Here is a 17,100-nt window from a genome sequence, read left to right as displayed (position 1 = left end):
GCCCTTAGAGGAACAGGGGCTGTGTTATCAGGCGTGGTTGGTGGCACGGCGATGGCAGGAGCCAGTGTTGTAGCAGGCTTGGGATTAGCTGGGACAGAATTGGCGGCCTTTGGTGGTGATGTACTCCTTAGAGGAGGGCAAAGTGGAGGAGCAATACTGGGAACACTTCCTCTTGCTGGCACTTATCTTACCGCTAAAGGTATGACAGGACTTACAGAAGTATTGGGGCATGGAGTTTTGGGGTTAGGGCACGCTGGTAGAGCTCTTACTTATCCTGTTGGTTTAGCTGTTGGAAGTTCATACTCACATATCAAAGGCCAAATGAACTTTACCAATATGTTTTTATTGGCTGATGAAATGGCACAAGCAGGTAATGAACGGGCTGTGATTGAATCAAATCGAAATGTTCATCAACAATCTAGTTTTGATCTGAGTAGCAGTGATTTCGCAACAGCATAACGGAGCAAAAGGAGCAGCATGATTTGAGTGATCAAGTTAAAGCTGCTCATTATCTGTTACATGAAAAAGAACCTTAATTATCATTTTTAGAGAATTATTATGAATCGAGATGAGATAAAAAAACTGGAAGCTCAAAAAGAGGTTTCTCTTCGTAAGTTGATTGAAGTGTTATTGTCTTGTACCAATGATATTCAATTGTCCGATACTGAAAAAGCGCAGCACGCGTTTGATGTATTACAAAGGCTAAATGCTGCTTGCATTGCTGAAGTTGCCGTGAGTTTGGATAATACCTCGCAAATATCAGATGAAGTTGCGCAAAAAATGAAAAGCTTAGCGTTAATGATTTTTGATGAGAAGAAAAAGTTAGCGGACAGCACAAATAAGAATAGTGCTGATACTTCAAGTAACAGTACTGCAAGTTTATCTAGGCCTAAAAGTTCGCAACAGTTGTCTTCAGTGATGAATAATTCAAGGCGATCTAGTTTTAGTCGCACATAAGTATATTTCTTAGTAGTTATAACTGATTTATATTAAAAGGTTTTATTGGAGTGAATTAATGAGTAACGTTGAAAAAAATTCTCAGGATACTGAGCTAAAAGATAAGGATAATGAGCTAATTGAAACTATTATGCAGTTGCTTATTTCTGCGGAAAAAAAAGAAGATGCTCCTTTAATTGATCGTATTCGTAAAAGTTTTCAAGTTTTAGAGATGGTTTCCGCTATTTGTATTGCTGAGGCTGCAGAGGATACAGAAAATTTAGCTGAAATAAGCACCCAATTACATGAAGGGGTGACCAGATTGGCAGTAATGATTTTTGAGGAAAATCAAAGAGCCAATCGTGAATTGAATGTCAGTAATGTACCTGATAAAGTCGAACATAAAAATGTCATTAGAGCATAATTTAATGTCAGCGAGTGGTATGCGGTAAGTGTTTGTTATTTTGTGTCATTCCTGTTTTTAACTATTGTACGGAAATGGCACAGAATTACGAACACTACCTACCTGCCACAACATTACTTACAGGCTCTTATATTGTTGTCTTCCATAAGCTAATTGTAATATTTGCCGACTATCTCGCTTTTGAGTGATTTCTTTAAACCAACCAAAATAATTTGATAAATACTTAATCGCAACATCTTTCATCTTTCCATTTATTTTTCATTTATCCAAGCCTTGAAATTTGCTATTTCATCATTAACGGTTTGAATAGGGAAGATGCTATCTATGACTCTCTGTTTATTACTGAGCAGCCGCTGATGCTCCTGTCTTTTTAGCTGTCTTGTTACTTGTTTTTTGTCTCGTTATTTTTGTATTATCTACCATAAAGGTTATTTTATGACGGAATTTTTACCGATCATGCTGTTTAATTGTCTTTAATGTGTATTAATACGTGTTTTTTATGTCAAAAAAAGGTAATTTGTCACCACATTAAATCAGCGGTATCTAATACAGTCACAGGTTAAGTTTTTTAAGTGGTTCATTTTGGTACTTCAAGATAATAACAATAGAGAATAATGGTGACATAACATTTCACTTCCGGCTTATTTTACCTAAAACACGCATATCCATGCATCAATGCTTTTTTAAAAAATAGAAGGTATTTAAGTGAGTAGGTTAAAAGAGGAAGACGGTTATCACCAAAGGCAGGAGTCGTTTATGAAAAATCGTTGGGCAGTGGCTATCTCAGCAGGATTGTTAGCGGTTGTTTGGGCCGGGGTGGCTGATATGTTCAACTGGGTAACTTGGCTTGGCTTCATGGGATGCAGTACCTTCTTTGCTCAGCCTTTATCTGGTCTTAAAGGTATGTTTATGGCTTGGGCGACCAATGTATCCGGTGTGCTCTGGGGCTGGCTGATTATTAGTGTCAGTGGTTTTTTTATCTCTCCTATTATTGGCTATGCAATGACGGGGCTAGTAACCGCGGCAATGTGTCTGCAAGCCAGTTACAGTCGTTTGGCGTTTATTCCGGGAACATTTATTGGTTGCTGTGTGTGTTTTGCTTTAGCAGGTGAATTAGCAGTGATTATTCCTCCTTTAATGATTGGAGGCGCTTTAGGGCTGTGTATGAGTATCTTGACGGGGCAATTGGTGAGTTTAAGTTCTAAAAGGTTAAATACGCAAATCACAGATTGATTGGATGTCAGTTTGAGTGATGTATAAATAACAATGCACTTTTGCGTTGATGACGTGAAAGTGCATTTTTTTGAATAAGACCTTAGTTAAAACTGCTCCAGATAGGCGCATGATCAGAGGGCTTTTCAATGCCCCTGAGGTTATAGTCCACATCACTTTCAGTCAATTTATCTGCAAGTGAGGTGGTGGCCAGTACCACGTCGATACGCAGCCCTCTATTATCAACAAAGCCTTTACTGCGATAATCGAACCATGAGTACCGCTCTGTTCTATTTGGGTGAAGCTGACGGAAAGTATCGATTAAGCCCCAGTCTAGTAAATTGGCTAACCATTCACGTTCTTCCGGTTGAAAACTGCATTTCCCTGTTTTTAACCAACGTTTAGCGTTAACGTCTCCAATTCCGATATCAAGATCGGTTGGTGAAATATTAATATCACCAATAATAGCAATGTCTTCTTCCGGATTATGGTACTCATTTAAATAGTGCATTAAATCTTGATAAAACCGGCGCTTAGCGGGATATTTTGTCTCATGATTAATGTTATCTCCCTGAGGGAAATAGCCATTCAATACCGTTAAAGGCCTGCCATCGTCTTGCATGAAGGTACCCATTATCATGCGCCTTTGAGCATCATCAAGATCGGTTGGAAAGCCTTTTTGGATTTTTTCTGGTGCTTGTTTAGAGAGCATTGCCACGCCGTAATGGGCTTTTCCTCCATGGAAGTGCACATGGTAGCCCATGGCTTCTACATCTGCTAACGGGAAGGCTTCATCATGAACTTTGGTTTCTTGCAGCCCAATGATATCGGGTTGATGGGTATCGATTAATGCTTGAAGTTGGTGCAATCTTGCTCTTAATCCATTGATATTAAATGAAACAATTTTCAAAACATGATTCCTTTGAATTAGGGGAGTACGCGTTTAAAAGGTTTAACGATAACACTGTGATAGACACCCGCGGCAAAATAAGGGTCTTGATTTGCCCACTCTTTGGCTTGTTCAAGGGAATCAAAGTCGGCCACCACTAATGAGCCGGTAAAACCCGCATCACCTGGTGTGTCGCTATCAATAGCCGGATGAGGTCCTGCGAGGAGTAGTCGACCTTCATTTGTTAGGTGCTGCAATCTTGCAAGGTGTGCTTCGCGAGCGGACTTTCTTTTTTCTAAACTATTGTCATTATCTTGAGATGAAATCATGTACCACATTATTTTAATTCCTTACGCTGCTCTTCAGACATGTTTTTATAAAGGTAAACAATGGTAACAACCGTATTGATTAGGGTCAGGGCGGTTAAGCCAAAGACTTTAAAATTAACCCAAGTCTCTTGAGGTAGGCTAAAAGCGACATAAATATTGAGTAGACCGCAGGCGATGAAAAAGAGCACCCAATACCAAGTAACATGGGTCCATATTTTGTCGGCCACTATCAGTTCTTTTCCAAGCATACTCTTAAGGACGGGCTTATTAATCAATTGACTGATGATTAACCCTATTGCGAATAACGCGTAAACAATGGTGACTTTCCATTTAATGAAGGCATCATCATGAAAAAACAACGTCATTGAGCCGAATACCGCGACCATAGCGAATGTGATGACATGCATTTTTTCAAGCTTTTTATACAGCATATAAGTGACGATTAATTGCAGGGCTGTGGCAACAATCAGTGCACCACTGGCCACATAAATATCGTAAATCTTGTAAAAAGCAAAGAAAATAACTAAGGGTAAAAAATCGAGCAACTGTTTCATAAAGTGATATCAATCAAAATAAGTAAAAGTAACCACGAGTGTAGCATGATGGCGAATGAGGAAAAAGCATAGGGAGTACAAGAGACGGCTAAGGACTGAGTTGAAGTATGCTTGTGCTGAGTTTATTCTGTGGATTATCTTGTGTGATTGATAGGTAAGTGTCTTGGCTAGTATTGGTCGAGATAGGTAGAGTATACTGACTATTTTCATGGTAAACATAGTTTGTGAAAGTGACGTTTCGAAGGTTTTTTTGTATGCTGTTTTTAAATGCGTATGAAGCAATCAACCTATCTGTTTCAATAGTATAACCTACACCTTTATATTCATAAGAGGTGGTTTGATTAGGCTCAAGAATACGCACTTGGCAATGTCTGTATGGATTTTCTGACATGGGATGGCTGTACCATGAATGGGCTGGGTGTCGTGGATGATTGTGTGATATTGAGCTGTTTTTCGTTATTGCAATTGTGATATCGGTGCAACCATCGGCTAAAAAGCTGATTAACATATCTTGTTCTGTATTATTTAATATGGTGACTTTGACATTTTGACTAAAGTCGGTTTCAAACTTTGCACCGACTTTAAAGGGAATAATCAATAAGGCAAAATAAAGCAATATACTAAAAACTATTAACCGACACATTTTGCCTCCTGAAATTTTACTACCTTTCTCATTAACCCTAGAAGTGCTTAGGTTTAAACGCAAAAACATTATTGTTACATAATATATGTTAATGGGTTATTTTTGTTTATTTATTTGCTTTAATGTTAGTCGCAACCGCAATCTGTTTCACTACGCCAGCAGCCACCTGGGCAAAAACAGTCTTTACTTCCGTCTCTGGATGAACAGCTGACTCCAACGGAACTGATGCCGATTTCTGTCATGCTATTAGTAATATTTTGCCGCGCTGATATTTCTGAAATCCATTCTCCTTGTAAAATGAGATCGGTAAAAACATGTTGTAATTCGTTCCAGTTTACTTCTGATCCTTGCTGTGTTGTTACAGTCTCTTGATTGGGGTTTGAATAGGCAAAACTGGCGACTAAGAGTAAGATAATCGTGAGGCTTCGAATGAGTATAGACATATTTATTCCTTATTTAAGTAAACAAAATAAATGACTTAATTGTTGATTGATCCGTTAATCACCAATGTTTCACTGGCGACAAGTATTGATTGTAGAAGGTGTTGAACATAGTGCTGCAATAATTATCCGATCGATTGAAATGTCGCTATTAAGGGTAGTTATTAAGATGTATGTTGGTAAACTCAGTGAAGTATCACAAGTATCGAATGATAAAAGGTAAGTGAAACGATGATAAAGTCGGTGAGTATTGTGGGATGTGGGTGGTTTGGTCTGCCTTTAGCCAAGGCGCTTGTGAAGGCAGGTTTTGACGTCAGGGGTTCGAAACGGACAGAAGAACAAGCATTGCTACTGCAACAAGAGGGGATCTCGGGTTTTTGTGTCGATTTAGATGATAGTGAGACACTTAGTGCTGGTTTGCCTCAGCTAGACAGCGATTGTTTAGTGGTTAATGTGCCTCCAGGGTTTAGGCGAGATCCTGATGCTTATTTAAGGCGGTTAATACGATTAAAGCAAAGGGTAGTGGACTGTCAATATCAACGTATTATTTTTATTAGCAGTACAGGGGTTTATCCTTCACAGAATCAAATAGCAACTGAAGCAGATGCAGAAATACACTCAATAGCAAGTCAATATTTACTCGAAGCTGAGCAAGTGTTTTCAGATATGGCGCCAACTTGTGTTCTTCGCTTTGCTGGACTGGTGGGGCCTAAACGTCATCCGGGACGCTTTTTATCTGGAAAGCAAAATATTTCCGGTGGAAGGACGCCGGTGAATTTAGTGCATTTGACAGATTGTGTGCAAGCGGTTCTGAAAGTTATTTCTGCTAAAAAAGTGCAGCCTGTTTATAATCTTTGTGCCTTAGAGCATCCGAGTCGTGCCAGTTTTTATCAAGCGGCATCGACTCATTTGAATGTGGCTATGCCGGTATTTAATAATGAGGATGTGGCGGGAAAAACAGTCGATGGTCGTTTAATTACTCAAGATCTCGGTTTTGAATACCAGTTTAATGCCCCCATTAATATGCTAGATTATTGTTAATTTTTATCAAGTTAATATGGTGTTATATATGAGAAAAACAGTGAAGATAAGAGCATTATTGTTTATTTTTTTGATGTGTTTCATGAGTGCAATGAGCTATGCAAATCAGACTCGTTATATTGAAGGGAAAGATTATACTCGTATTGCTGGGATCCCAGAAAAGCAACAGCCTGTAGTGCGAGAGTTTTTTTCTTATAACTGCCCACATTGTTATCGCCAAGATGCGACATTTGATGAAATGGCACGTTTATTAGGAAAAAATATCACTTTTGTCAGAACCCCTGTTGGGGCCGGTAGAGAACCTTGGATTTTGAGCCAAAAAGCGTATTTTTTGGCTCAAAAGTTTAAGGTCGTTCGTCAAGTACATAGCGCTATTTTTAAACGTATTCATATGCAGGAAGGTGACTTTAAAAATGAGCAAGATGTAGTCAATTTTTTTGTTAAACAAGGATTACAAGTCAATGAGGTTAAGGCTGCGTTAGCATCGGCTGATGCTAGTTTAGCCCTTTCAAATTATGATCTTCAAACTCAACTATCTGGTATTCGTGGCGTGCCTTCGTTATTAGTTAATGGTCAGTATCTTGTGAACTCGACTTCACAAACACCAGAGCAACTCAGTCAATTGATCCAGTATCTCAGTCAGTTGCCGCTTAAAAAGGACAAATAATAGGTGAGCCCATTGTCAGAATATATCGATTGTGGCAATGGGCGCTTATTAGGAATTATTTCCTGCTGCTGACATTGTGAGAAATGTATTCCTGTGGGGTTAAAATATACAAATCATCGGAGACAAATTCATGGCTCTTTGCTTGACTCCACCAATGATGCCATGGACCTAGATCATGAGTATCTTGAAGTAGCGCTTTAGAGGTTAAATGAGTCACTAAACTGCCGAGGGAAATCGCGAGTCCTGTTGGCGTGCGTTTTTTAATCATCTGAGGCATGAGCTTACTTGGATCGTCCAGCCCCATTGCTCCCACTAACTCATAGAAACTGTGTAAGGTGTTATTGTGAAAATGCATAACACGTTCACTTTTTAAATTGATATCGATTGCTTTACTGCGAACAGGATCTTGTGTAGCCACACCTGTTGGACATCGATTGGTGTTACAGTGTCTTGATTGGACACAACCGATGGCAAGCATCATGGTTCTTGCGGCATTGACTGTGTCTGCTCCTAAGGCTATTTTTGTCAGTAAATCGAAGCTGGAAGCGGTTTTCCCTGAGCCAATAATGCGAATTTTGTTGCGAAGGTCGACTCCTATGAGCGCATTATGAACAAAGTAAATACCTTCAAGACACGTCATGCCTAAATGATTACTAAATTCTAAAGGAGCGGCGCCTGTCCCACCTTCTGCGCCATCAACAGTGATAAAATCGGGCAGAATATTGGTTTCTAACATGGCTTTACAGATACATAAAAATTCTGCAGGATTCCCAACACAAAGCTTAAAACCAATGGGCTTGCCGCCACTTAATTGACGTAATTTTTGAATGAAGGTTAATAACGCGAGCGGGGTAGTACATTCAGGGTTAACAGCAGGAGAAACACAGTCTTGTCCTTTTACAATATGCCTTATTGAGGCGATTTCATCAGTGATTTTGGCGGCGGGTAAAACACCACCATGTCCCGGTTTTGCGCCTTGGGAAAGTTTTATTTCAATCATTTTTATTTGAGGTTTACAAGCCATAGCTTTAAACATCTCTTCATCGAATTGACCTTCTTCGTCTCGACAACCAAATAAACCTGAACCGACTTGCCACACCAGATCGCCATCATGCTTTAAGTGATAAGGACTCACGCCTCCTTCTCCGGTATTGTGAAAACAATGTGCTTTTTTTGCCCCTAAATTAAGGGCTTCAATGGCGTTGCGGCTTAGTGCTCCAAAGCTCATTGCTGAAATATTGAGGTAAGAGGCTCGATATGGTTGTGTGCAATCATCGCCGCCAAAGGAGATATGTTTGGCTTCAGATTTAACTGTTTTAGGACTGAGAGAGTGCCATGCACTCAAATAATTCTCTTCGATTAAATTTCGCTGAGTACCAAAAGCGATGGTATCTCTGACATTCTTGGCTCTTTGATACACTAAAGAGCGTTGCTCTCTATTGAAGGGCTTTTCTTCTTCATCATTGGCGATAAAGTACTGTTGTATTTCAACACGAAATGATTCTAAAAAGTAACGAATATAGGCCACACTAGGATAAAGCCTATTTAAATTATGTTTACTGAATTTTAAATCATAAAATCCCACTATCGTATAGAGTAATGTAAAGCAAAAGATGAGTGCGGAAGAAAGATCATTGATATGTAGCCAGAGAGTCAAAGCCAGTATATTCCCAAGGCTAGCAATAAACCAAAAAACTTTTTGCATAGGTGTCATCGGAGGATCCTTTATCAACATGCAAAGAATGTGATTGTTGTAACTATAGCAAGAGTGGCGTCAGTCTCATTGTCTTTTTTATTAAACCAGCTGAGTTTAGCGAATTAAATGATATCGCCTATAGTTAAAGGGTAGAAAGTTTGGGAGTATAGCATGGTTGTTACAGAGACAGATCGGTTGTATCTTCGCCGATTTACCCCTGATGATGCTAAAGCGGTTTTTTTACTTAATAGCATGCCTAAAATTTTAAGTCATTTGCCCGGCTCACCATTAAAGTCGGTCGAAGAGGCGAGGCAGGTTATTATCAATGTCGCTTTACCCACTTATGCTGAGTTTGATTATGGTCGTTGGGCCGTTATACACAAGCAAGATGAGCGTATTATTGGTTTTTGTGGTCCTAAATACCTTCGTTGTTATAATGAGGTTGAACTGGCTTTTCGTTATTTACCTGAGTATTGGGGGCAAGGTTTTGCGACAGAAGCGGCTAATGCTGCCATGGATGTCTGTAAAGACTACCATTTAGCTGGATTGATGGCTTTGGTATTGCCGGGTAATAAAGAGTATGAACAAGTGCTTAAAAAAATTAAGATGCATGAAACTAAACGTGATTATTATTTAGGTTATCATGTCAAAATTTTCCATCGCCTTTTTAACCATTAATTTATTATTCAAAATAGGGGATGATCTTTCTATAAAAAAACCAGCAATTAGCTGGTTTTCATTTTTTGATTATTTTGCTTCGTGGTTACACTGACCATCGGCACAAACACCGTATAAATATAAACTGTGGTTAGTCAGTTTTATGTTGTATTTTGCAGCAATTTCATCTTGGCGTTGTTCGATGATGTCATCGGCAAATTCGATCACTTTACCACAAGATAAGCAAACAAGGTGATCATGATGATGTTGGGTCGCAAGTTCAAATACGGCTTTACCGCTTTCAAAATGATGACGCGTAACAATGCCCGCATCGTCAAATTGGTTTAATACGCGATATACTGTAGCAAGGCCAATTTCTTCACCTAAATCCAATAGTCTTTTATAAAGATCTTCAGCACTGATGTGTTGGTTTTCGGGCTCTTGCATGAGCTCTAAGATCTTTATTCGAGGAAGGGTTACTTTTAACCCTGCTTTTTTTAGCGCTTGATTTCCATCAGTCATGATGCATCTCTTATTTGAAGAACGATTAGCATAAATGTTAATGGTTCATTTGTGGCCGTTGAAACCATTATATGTGTACCAGTAAAAAACTGAAACCTTTGATTTATCTATATCCCCTCAATTGAATAATAATTATAGGATATTTTTTTTTATATGAGATAAAACAATCAATTTAAGCTTACATTCCGTAATGTTATTGTGTTTATTGAGGAAATAATTGAAAGTGCGGAAAGTCATAGAGGCAATAAAAAACCCCATAAAGTAATTTATGGGGTTGATACAAATTAAAGAATGGCGCTAAATATTACTTCTTAGCGTTTCTTTCTTTAACTTCAGCAATCACTTTTTCTGCAACGCTGTTAGGACATGGTGCGTAGTGAGCAAATTCCATAGAGAATTGACCACGGCCAGATGTCATTGTACGTAGTGAACCGATGTAACCAAACATTTCTGATAATGGCACGTCAGCTTTGATACGAACGCCTGTTACGCCAGCCATTTGATCTTTGATCATGCCGCGACGACGGTTAAGATCGCCAATGACATCACCGACGTTGTCTTCTGGGCTGAATACATCAACGTTCATGATAGGCTCAAGAAGTTGTGCGCCAGCTTTAGGCATAGATTGACGGAAAGCACCTTTAGCGGCGATTTCGAATGCGATAGCCGATGAATCGACTGCGTGGAACGCACCATCAGTAAGCTCTAGTTCAACGTCAAGTACTGGGAAGCCAGCAACGGTACCGGTTTCCATCATTGAAGCGAAACCTTTTTCAACCGCAGGCCAGAATTCTTTTGGTACGTTACCACCAACAACTGAAGAGCTGAATGTGAAGCCTGAATTTTGCTCACCAGGACGGATAACATAATCAATTTTACCAAATTGACCTGAACCACCTGATTGCTTCTTATGGGTGTAGCTATCTTCAATGGTTTTTGTAATGGTTTCGCGGTAGGCCACTTGTGGCTCACCAACAATCAGGTCTACACCGTAAGTACGCTTAAGGATGTCGACTTTAATGTCTAAGTGAAGCTCACCCATACCTTTAAGGATGGTTTCACCTGAATCTTCATCAGTTTCAACGCGGAATGAAGGATCTTCTGCAATCATTTTACCGATAGCGATACCCATTTTCTCACTGCCACCTTTATCTTTTGGTGCAACAGCGATTGAAATAACAGGATCAGGGAAGACCATGGCTTCTAGTGTACAAGGATGTTTAACATCACATAAAGTGTGACCTGTTTGAACATTCTTCATACCTACGATAGCGATAATGTCACCCGCTTGCGCTGAGTCTAGTTCGTTACGCTCATCGGCTTGCATTTCAACCATACGGCCAACACGTTCAGTTTTACCCGTGAACGAGTTAAGAATGGTGTCACCTTTATTGATTTTACCTGAGTAAATACGAACGAAGGTCAGTGCACCAAAACGGTCATCCATGATTTTGAATGCCAATGCTTTAAGAGGCTCATCAATAGAGACTAATGCATGCTCGCCAGTTTCGTTACCTTCTTCATCGGTAAGTGGCTGAGGATCAACTTCAGTTGGTGATGGTAAGTAATCAACAACCGCGTCAAGAAGTAGTTGCATACCTTTGTTTTTGAAAGCACTACCACAGTACGTTGGGAAAAAGTCCATGGTACGTGTACCTTTACGGATACAACGCTTAATGTCTTCCATAGAGGGCTCTTCGCCTTCCATGTAAGCTTCCATTAGATCATCGTCTTGCTCAACGGCAGTTTCGATTAGCATTTCACGGTATTCTTCAACAAGATCAACCATGTCAGCTGGGACATCTTCAATTTTGTAGTTTTCAGCTTGTCCAGTTTCGTCCCATACCCATGCTTTACGAGTTAATAGGTCTACCACACCTTTAAATTCATCTTCGATACCGATAGGCAGTACCATAACTAATGGGTTAGCAGCTAGTACGTCTTTAGTTTGCTTAACAACGCGTAGGAAGTCAGCACCCATACGGTCTAACTTGTTTACGAAGATGATACGAGCAACTTCTGATTCGTTCGCATAACGCCAGTTAGTTTCTGATTGTGGCTCTACACCGCCGCTACCACAGAATACACCGACACCACCATCTAAGACTTTAAGAGAACGATAAACTTCAACAGTGAAGTCAACGTGACCAGGGGTGTCAATAACGTTAAAACGGTGATCGTTCCAAAAACAACTTACAGCAGCAGACTGAATGGTAATACCACGCTCAGCTTCCTGTTCCATGAAGTCAGTTGTAGATTCACCGTCATGAACTTCACCGATTTTATGGATTTTACCGGTTAGCTTAAGGATACGCTCGGTTGTAGTGGTCTTACCCGCGTCAACGTGAGCGAAGATACCAATGTTTCTGTACTTTGATAAATCAGTCATTTTTTTACTCTATTGGAGTTACGTTCTAAAATTCCGCGCAAGTATAGCAATACTTTTCGAATTTTTTTATCGATTTTTATCAATTTGCGTTAAATAACCCCAATAAAAATTAAAAAAGCCCTTAAAACCGTAGGATTATGGGCTGAATTATTTATGTAAAACTTGATAGTCTGCAGGGTTAAAGCAGCTTAATTGGCTTTTGCTGATTTAGCAAGAGGTTAGATATTTATTAATCATGTCGAATAGTTTGGCTTTTTGAATGGGTTTTGAGAGGTAATCATTCATGCCGACTTCAGCGCACATTTTAATATCTTGATCTAAAATACTGGCAGTCAGGGCCACAATAGGAATGGGTGGTATATGGTTTTCTTGTTCGTATTGACGGATTTCTTTAGTGGCAGTAAACCCATCCATTTCTGGCATCATGCAATCCATGAGGATTAAATTAAAAGGAAGGCCTTGTTTGACTTTTTCCAGGGCTTCCAACCCATTATTGGCTATCTCATAGCGGTAATTTTCTTTGGACAAAAATAGAGACACCACTTTTTGATTGACTAAGTTATCTTCCACAATGAGCACGTAATCTTGTTTATTTTCTGCGGATAAAGGATGTGTATTCGTTTCAGTGGCAGTGTCTATTGACGTATTTTCTGTTTTATTTTCACGCAAGTGACAATATTTGATGCCGCTGGCTAAGGTGTTGATGAGTCGAGTTCCCAGTAATGGGTATTTGATAATGCCATCGATTTGATCTTTAAAGTCAATACTGGGTGTAAGAATGTGCTGACAGACAATAAAAGGTATTGATGGATGTTTATCTTGAAAGGTATTTAATTCTAAGAAAAAATCATTGCTACTTTCGCCTTGGTAATGGTAGATGACTATATTATTTTGTGGGTAGGTGTGGGGATCACGAATATTGGCTAAACATTGATTGATTGTCACGCCATAGTAGCGAAGCTTATTGCTTAATGCTTGATTAATTTCATTGTCATCGCTAATAATAGTGATAGAGGCGTCGTTGAGAACTTGAGCAATAAGAGGTGGCTGCTCATCGATAAGCTCGGCATCAATGGTGAAAAAGAAAGTGCTGCCTTGGCCTTTTTTTGAATCAACCTCCAATTTCCCCCCCATTAACTCCACTAACTGTGAGCTAATACTGAGTCCTAATCCTGTACCGCCAAATTGACGGGTGATAGAGTTATCCTCTTGAGTAAAAGGAGAAAATATACAGTCTTGTTTGTCTTTTTCAATACCTGTTCCTGTATCGGTCACGGCAAAATAGAGTCGTAATTGATTTTGCTGCTTGTCGCTCAAACTAGTATGAATGGTAATTGTACCAGAATGGGTAAATTTGATCGCATTAGACATCAGGTTCATCAATATTTGACGTAATCGATGTTCATCAAGTCGAACATTAAAGGCGACATTATCATCAATGTTGACCTCTAAATTAATGGATTTTTCGATAGCTTTTGAGACGATGATGGCGAGTGTATCATAGGCGACTTCACGGACATTGGTTTCACTGCTGGTGATTTCTAAATTACCGGATTCAATCTTTGATAAATCCAAAACATCGTTAATCAGCATTAACAGCGTTTGTGAAGAGGTCTCTATGGTGTTGAGATATTCTTGCTGGGTAGGAGTGAGTCTGGTTTCTGCTAAAATGCCAGACATGCCGATGATACCATTTAAAGGAGTTCGAATTTCATGAGACATATTGGCTAGGAAAGCGCTTTTTGCTTTATTGGATGTTTGCGCTCGTATATTTAGTTGTCGTAAATCGTTTTCAACTTTAGTCAATGAACGGGTTAAATAAAATAAAACGGAGATCAGTGAAATAAAGAGTAAGAGGATGAGTAAACGGTTAAGGTTTTCTAAGTTGTCGAGCTTATCTGTGAGGGCCAATGGAATTTCTATGTTGAGAATATTGAGCTCATTTTCGACGGCATGAATGCTATGCCTAAGTGATCCTTTTAAGCCTGAATGTTCATCAATACCTGCAACATGTTTAAGTTCTGCTAATTGCAATAGAAGGGTGGTGAAGGTTTGAAGCTTATTGGTTAATACTTTACGATTGGGATGGGTGGAGAATAGCGATGTTAATTGAGCGATGTCACGAGTAAAGTTTTGTTGATATTGGGCTTCATGTAAAATAAAAAAATGATAAATATCGTCTTGTACCCGCCAAAAAGTGAGTTGAATATGACTATCTTGTGTGTCGATAATGTCTTTTTCCAGTGCCATAAGGGCGAGTTGAAATTGATGTTTTAATCCATCATTGTTGAGTCCGTTGATATTGAATAAGACAACAGCTAATTCATTAACTGCATTGAGATAAGCATCGATACTGGTAATGATATTGCCACTGTTATAATTAAGTACGATATTATTGGCCTTGAGTAAATTATCGATCTGTTTGACACCTTGTTTTAACTGTGCTCCCTGTTGTTGTAATAATAGCGTATATTGCTCATCCATCCTTGCCATAAAATCTTTTTCATGTCGCCTCATCATTAATAAACGATTTGAAGAATCGGATACATTCACTTCCAGAGACAATAAGTTGTTTTCAGTTTCGATAATTTGATGGTTAAAGTAAGTGTAAATGATCAGTAATATGATAATAGCGCTGGTGGCGAGTTGGAGTTGGAGTTTAATTGAATGGGTTATTTTATTGGGCATGATTAAATCGCTTTTATGTACATAGATTAAGTGAGAGCAACTTCCATGCTGTTGAGTATAGTTAAGTTCTTTTATTTTTGATGTGTTCTTTAATGCGTAATGAAAAATTGGGGTACATTTCTTTTAGGAGCAGAGAGTGCCCATTGATAAGTTTAGGGATAACACTCTAAGATGTCGGAATAGATGTGAGGCAAAGTGATGTCTCTTTTTATTTTTAGTCTGCGGGGGGAATGTTGGCGTTTTGGCGGAATAAATTCATTGGGTCGTATTTTTTCTTTATTTTTCTAAGCTTATTGTAGTTTTTTCCAAATACAGAAGGTAGCTGACCAATATGATCTTCTTCAACGCCGGAATGATTGATATAAATACGATGTTCATTTGAATAAGCGGCGAGTCTATCCCACAGTGCTCGTCCCCAGGCAATGTTAGCGTCATCAAAGTGTGCATCAATCCAAGCTAAATTGGACTCTAACATAAAGTGGGGCTCTCTAGAGCCAAATGCGGTGTCTTCTTCTGGCACGTCTCTAAAGGCACCTCTTAGGCATTGAATGACAAATGATACATTTCCTTTACAGGTGGAAAGCGGCCTTAATCGAAAGCCATTGATAAATTCTTTTAAAATTGGTTTATCTAATTGATTTGTATATATTGATTTGAAGTAAAAGCGTTGTGGCTGGACGTCATCATTATTCCAATTTTCAAACCATTGCTGCACTTGTTCAAAAGGCATGACTGAGGTGGCATCATGAAGTAGACCGTCAAAAGAGCAAAGATTTTGTATGTGTTTTTTTGCTTCTTTTTGTTTTCCTATATGGACGCCTGCGAGCATGACGACATCTTGATTATGTAAGTGTTCAGGAAAATGAGTACTGACGGGGACACGATAAATAAAGGCGACGGAGGTTAAATCTTGACTTGCTTTTGTCATAAAATCTCGCCATTGCACTAATACTGTTTCAGCTTTCTCAAGCGCATACAAAGGACTGCAAAAGAGTACATCAGGGCCGACAGGATGGGCTTGAAATAAAAAGGAAGTGATAATGCCAAAATTACCACTTCCCCCTCTGATAGCCCAAAATAAATCGACATGATTGTTTTTTGAAATGTCGCGTATTTCACCATCGCTGGTGATGAGTTGTGCTGAGATGAGGTTATCAATGGCTAAACCATATTTACCCGTTAGCCAGCCAAAGCCGCCTCCCAAAGTTAAACCCGCGACACCTGTTACTGATACTACACCGACAGGTACAGCTAACCCAACAGATTGAGTTTCATGATCTAATTTGTGTAGTAAGGCTCCGGCTTCTACTCGAACCTGTTGAGTGTTGGTATCGACATGAATACTTTGCATTAAGGATAAATCAATAAGAATACCGCCTTCACAGCTGGCATGACCCGCGACATTATGCCCCCCACTTTTTATGGCGATGAGTAATTGATGTTTTGCGGCAAATTTGACTGTGGTTTGAATATCTGCGGCCCCAGAAGGTTTGATTATGAAGGCAGGTTTACGATTGAAAATATGGTTGAAAATTTGTCTGGACTGTTCATATTCTGCACATCCTTCAAATAATAATCTTGAATCGAGCTTGGATGTAAAGTGTTGAAACTCAGCAGGTGAGATGTCGACATTGTCACCTTGTAAATTTTTAATGCTTATCATATTGCTGTGGCACCGTTTAACTGGTCATTTTCTATTTCAATATATTAGTTGATGATTGCAGCTTTTTACATTTTCATTATTTTTTTGAACTGAAGCTGAATGGTAATGAGCCGTTTTTCAATAAATAGGGCGGAGTTGTGAAGAGCTCACTTCATTAAAAGGGGTCAGAAAAGGGGAGTTGCAATCTCCTTAACTAACTTTATCTCAAAAAGAGATAAGAACGAAGAAGTCGATCCTTGAGCCTCTGTCATTTAAAATGAAAGCTTTTGTTATAAAAGAAAATGTGTTGGAGTCGAGATGTATCGCTGACTCCACTACTGGCTTGTAAGGATTATCGAAGAAGATTAATC

General features: G+C 39.2%; 17 protein-coding genes and 1 pseudogene. 7 read left to right on the top strand and 11 right to left on the bottom strand.

Going from position 1 to position 17,100, the window contains the following annotated elements; genetic code table 11:
- The 3 genes from Q0779_RS19010 to Q0779_RS19000 all read left to right on the top strand — a co-directional run.
- Positions 1–459: hypothetical protein (locus Q0779_RS19010; RefSeq protein WP_298775077.1), on the top strand; the 459-nt coding region annotated here is incomplete at its 5' end.
- A 99-nt stretch (positions 460–558) separates the two neighbouring features.
- The gene (locus Q0779_RS19005; RefSeq protein WP_298775075.1) at positions 559–957 is read left to right on the top strand and encodes a hypothetical protein; all 399 of its coding nucleotides are present in this window, start codon (positions 559–561) and stop codon (positions 955–957) included.
- A gap of 58 nt (positions 958–1,015) precedes the next feature.
- Entirely contained in the window at positions 1,016–1,360 is a 345-nt protein-coding gene (locus tag Q0779_RS19000) for a hypothetical protein (protein ID WP_298775073.1), read from the top strand.
- A 117-nt stretch (positions 1,361–1,477) separates the two neighbouring features.
- Here the strand turns inward: Q0779_RS19000 and Q0779_RS18995 are convergent.
- Positions 1,478–1,722 (bottom strand): annotated as a pseudogene (locus tag Q0779_RS18995) (IS1595 family transposase); the annotation flags it as partial.
- Between the two features lie 394 nt (positions 1,723–2,116).
- Between Q0779_RS18995 and Q0779_RS18990 the strand changes: the two are divergent.
- The gene (locus Q0779_RS18990) at positions 2,117–2,593 is read left to right on the top strand and encodes a DUF1097 domain-containing protein (protein ID WP_298775071.1); all 477 of its coding nucleotides are present in this window, start codon (positions 2,117–2,119) and stop codon (positions 2,591–2,593) included.
- Positions 2,594–2,675: 82 nt separating this feature from the next.
- Here the strand turns inward: Q0779_RS18990 and xthA are convergent, their stop codons facing one another.
- From xthA to Q0779_RS18965, 5 genes are all read right to left on the bottom strand, one after another.
- On the bottom strand, positions 2,676–3,482 hold the full coding sequence (gene xthA, locus Q0779_RS18985) for an exodeoxyribonuclease III (protein WP_298775069.1): 807 nt from the start codon (positions 3,480–3,482) through the stop codon (positions 2,676–2,678).
- A gap of 17 nt (positions 3,483–3,499) precedes the next feature.
- A complete protein-coding gene (locus Q0779_RS18980; RefSeq protein ID WP_298775067.1) occupies positions 3,500–3,799 on the bottom strand; it encodes a YciI family protein in 300 nt (99 codons plus the stop codon).
- Positions 3,799–4,344 carry a septation protein A gene (locus Q0779_RS18975; protein ID WP_298775066.1) on the bottom strand — a complete coding sequence of 182 codons (546 nt, stop codon included), beginning with the start codon at positions 4,342–4,344 and terminating at the stop codon, positions 3,799–3,801. The genes Q0779_RS18980 and Q0779_RS18975 overlap by 1 nt, the downstream gene beginning before the upstream one ends.
- A gap of 88 nt (positions 4,345–4,432) precedes the next feature.
- Positions 4,433–4,987: a hypothetical protein gene (locus tag Q0779_RS18970; RefSeq protein ID WP_298775064.1), complete on the bottom strand. Its 555-nt coding sequence runs from the start codon at positions 4,985–4,987 to the stop codon at positions 4,433–4,435.
- 125 nt (positions 4,988–5,112) lie between these two features.
- Positions 5,113–5,430: a hypothetical protein gene (locus Q0779_RS18965; RefSeq protein ID WP_298775062.1), complete on the bottom strand. Its 318-nt coding sequence runs from the start codon at positions 5,428–5,430 to the stop codon at positions 5,113–5,115.
- 228 nt (positions 5,431–5,658) lie between these two features.
- On the opposite strand from Q0779_RS18965, the gene Q0779_RS18960 reads away from it, so the two are divergent.
- Together Q0779_RS18960 and Q0779_RS18955 are read left to right on the top strand one after the other, a co-directional pair.
- The gene (locus tag Q0779_RS18960) at positions 5,659–6,468 is read left to right on the top strand and encodes an SDR family oxidoreductase (protein ID WP_298775059.1); all 810 of its coding nucleotides are present in this window, start codon (positions 5,659–5,661) and stop codon (positions 6,466–6,468) included.
- A 28-nt stretch (positions 6,469–6,496) separates the two neighbouring features.
- A complete protein-coding gene (locus tag Q0779_RS18955; RefSeq protein ID WP_298775057.1) occupies positions 6,497–7,135 on the top strand; it encodes a thiol:disulfide interchange protein DsbA/DsbL in 639 nt (212 codons plus the stop codon).
- A 55-nt stretch (positions 7,136–7,190) separates the two neighbouring features.
- Here Q0779_RS18955 and Q0779_RS18950 read toward each other — a convergent pair whose 3' ends face one another.
- The gene (locus Q0779_RS18950) at positions 7,191–8,849 is read right to left on the bottom strand and encodes an FMN-binding glutamate synthase family protein (protein ID WP_298775056.1); all 1,659 of its coding nucleotides are present in this window, start codon (positions 8,847–8,849) and stop codon (positions 7,191–7,193) included.
- Positions 8,850–9,002: 153 nt separating this feature from the next.
- Between Q0779_RS18950 and Q0779_RS18945 the strand changes: the two genes are divergently transcribed.
- Entirely contained in the window at positions 9,003–9,509 is a 507-nt protein-coding gene (locus Q0779_RS18945; RefSeq protein ID WP_298775055.1) for a GNAT family N-acetyltransferase, read from the top strand.
- 69 nt (positions 9,510–9,578) lie between these two features.
- Here the strand turns inward: Q0779_RS18945 and fur are convergent, their stop codons facing one another.
- The 4 genes from fur to Q0779_RS18925 form a co-directional block, all read right to left on the bottom strand.
- Entirely contained in the window at positions 9,579–10,010 is a 432-nt protein-coding gene (fur, locus tag Q0779_RS18940; protein ID WP_298775054.1) for a ferric iron uptake transcriptional regulator, read from the bottom strand.
- A 304-nt stretch (positions 10,011–10,314) separates the two neighbouring features.
- On the bottom strand, positions 10,315–12,399 hold the full coding sequence (gene fusA / locus Q0779_RS18935) for an elongation factor G (protein ID WP_298775053.1): 2,085 nt from the start codon (positions 12,397–12,399) through the stop codon (positions 10,315–10,317).
- 207 nt (positions 12,400–12,606) lie between these two features.
- Positions 12,607–15,087 (bottom strand): ATP-binding protein, encoded by a 2,481-nt coding sequence (locus tag Q0779_RS18930; protein ID WP_298775052.1) that lies wholly within the window; start codon positions 15,085–15,087, stop codon positions 12,607–12,609.
- Positions 15,088–15,301: 214 nt separating this feature from the next.
- Positions 15,302–16,750, bottom strand: a complete 1,449-nt coding sequence (locus tag Q0779_RS18925) for an FAD-binding oxidoreductase (protein WP_298775051.1) — start codon at positions 16,748–16,750, stop codon at positions 15,302–15,304.
- Between the last annotated feature and the right edge of the window lie 350 nt (positions 16,751–17,100).

It is taken from the genome of uncultured Shewanella sp., from assembly GCF_947491715.1.
In the GTDB taxonomy this organism is placed as follows: domain Bacteria; phylum Pseudomonadota; class Gammaproteobacteria; order Enterobacterales; family Shewanellaceae; genus Shewanella.
This window is presented reverse-complemented; position numbering and strand designations above follow the sequence as displayed.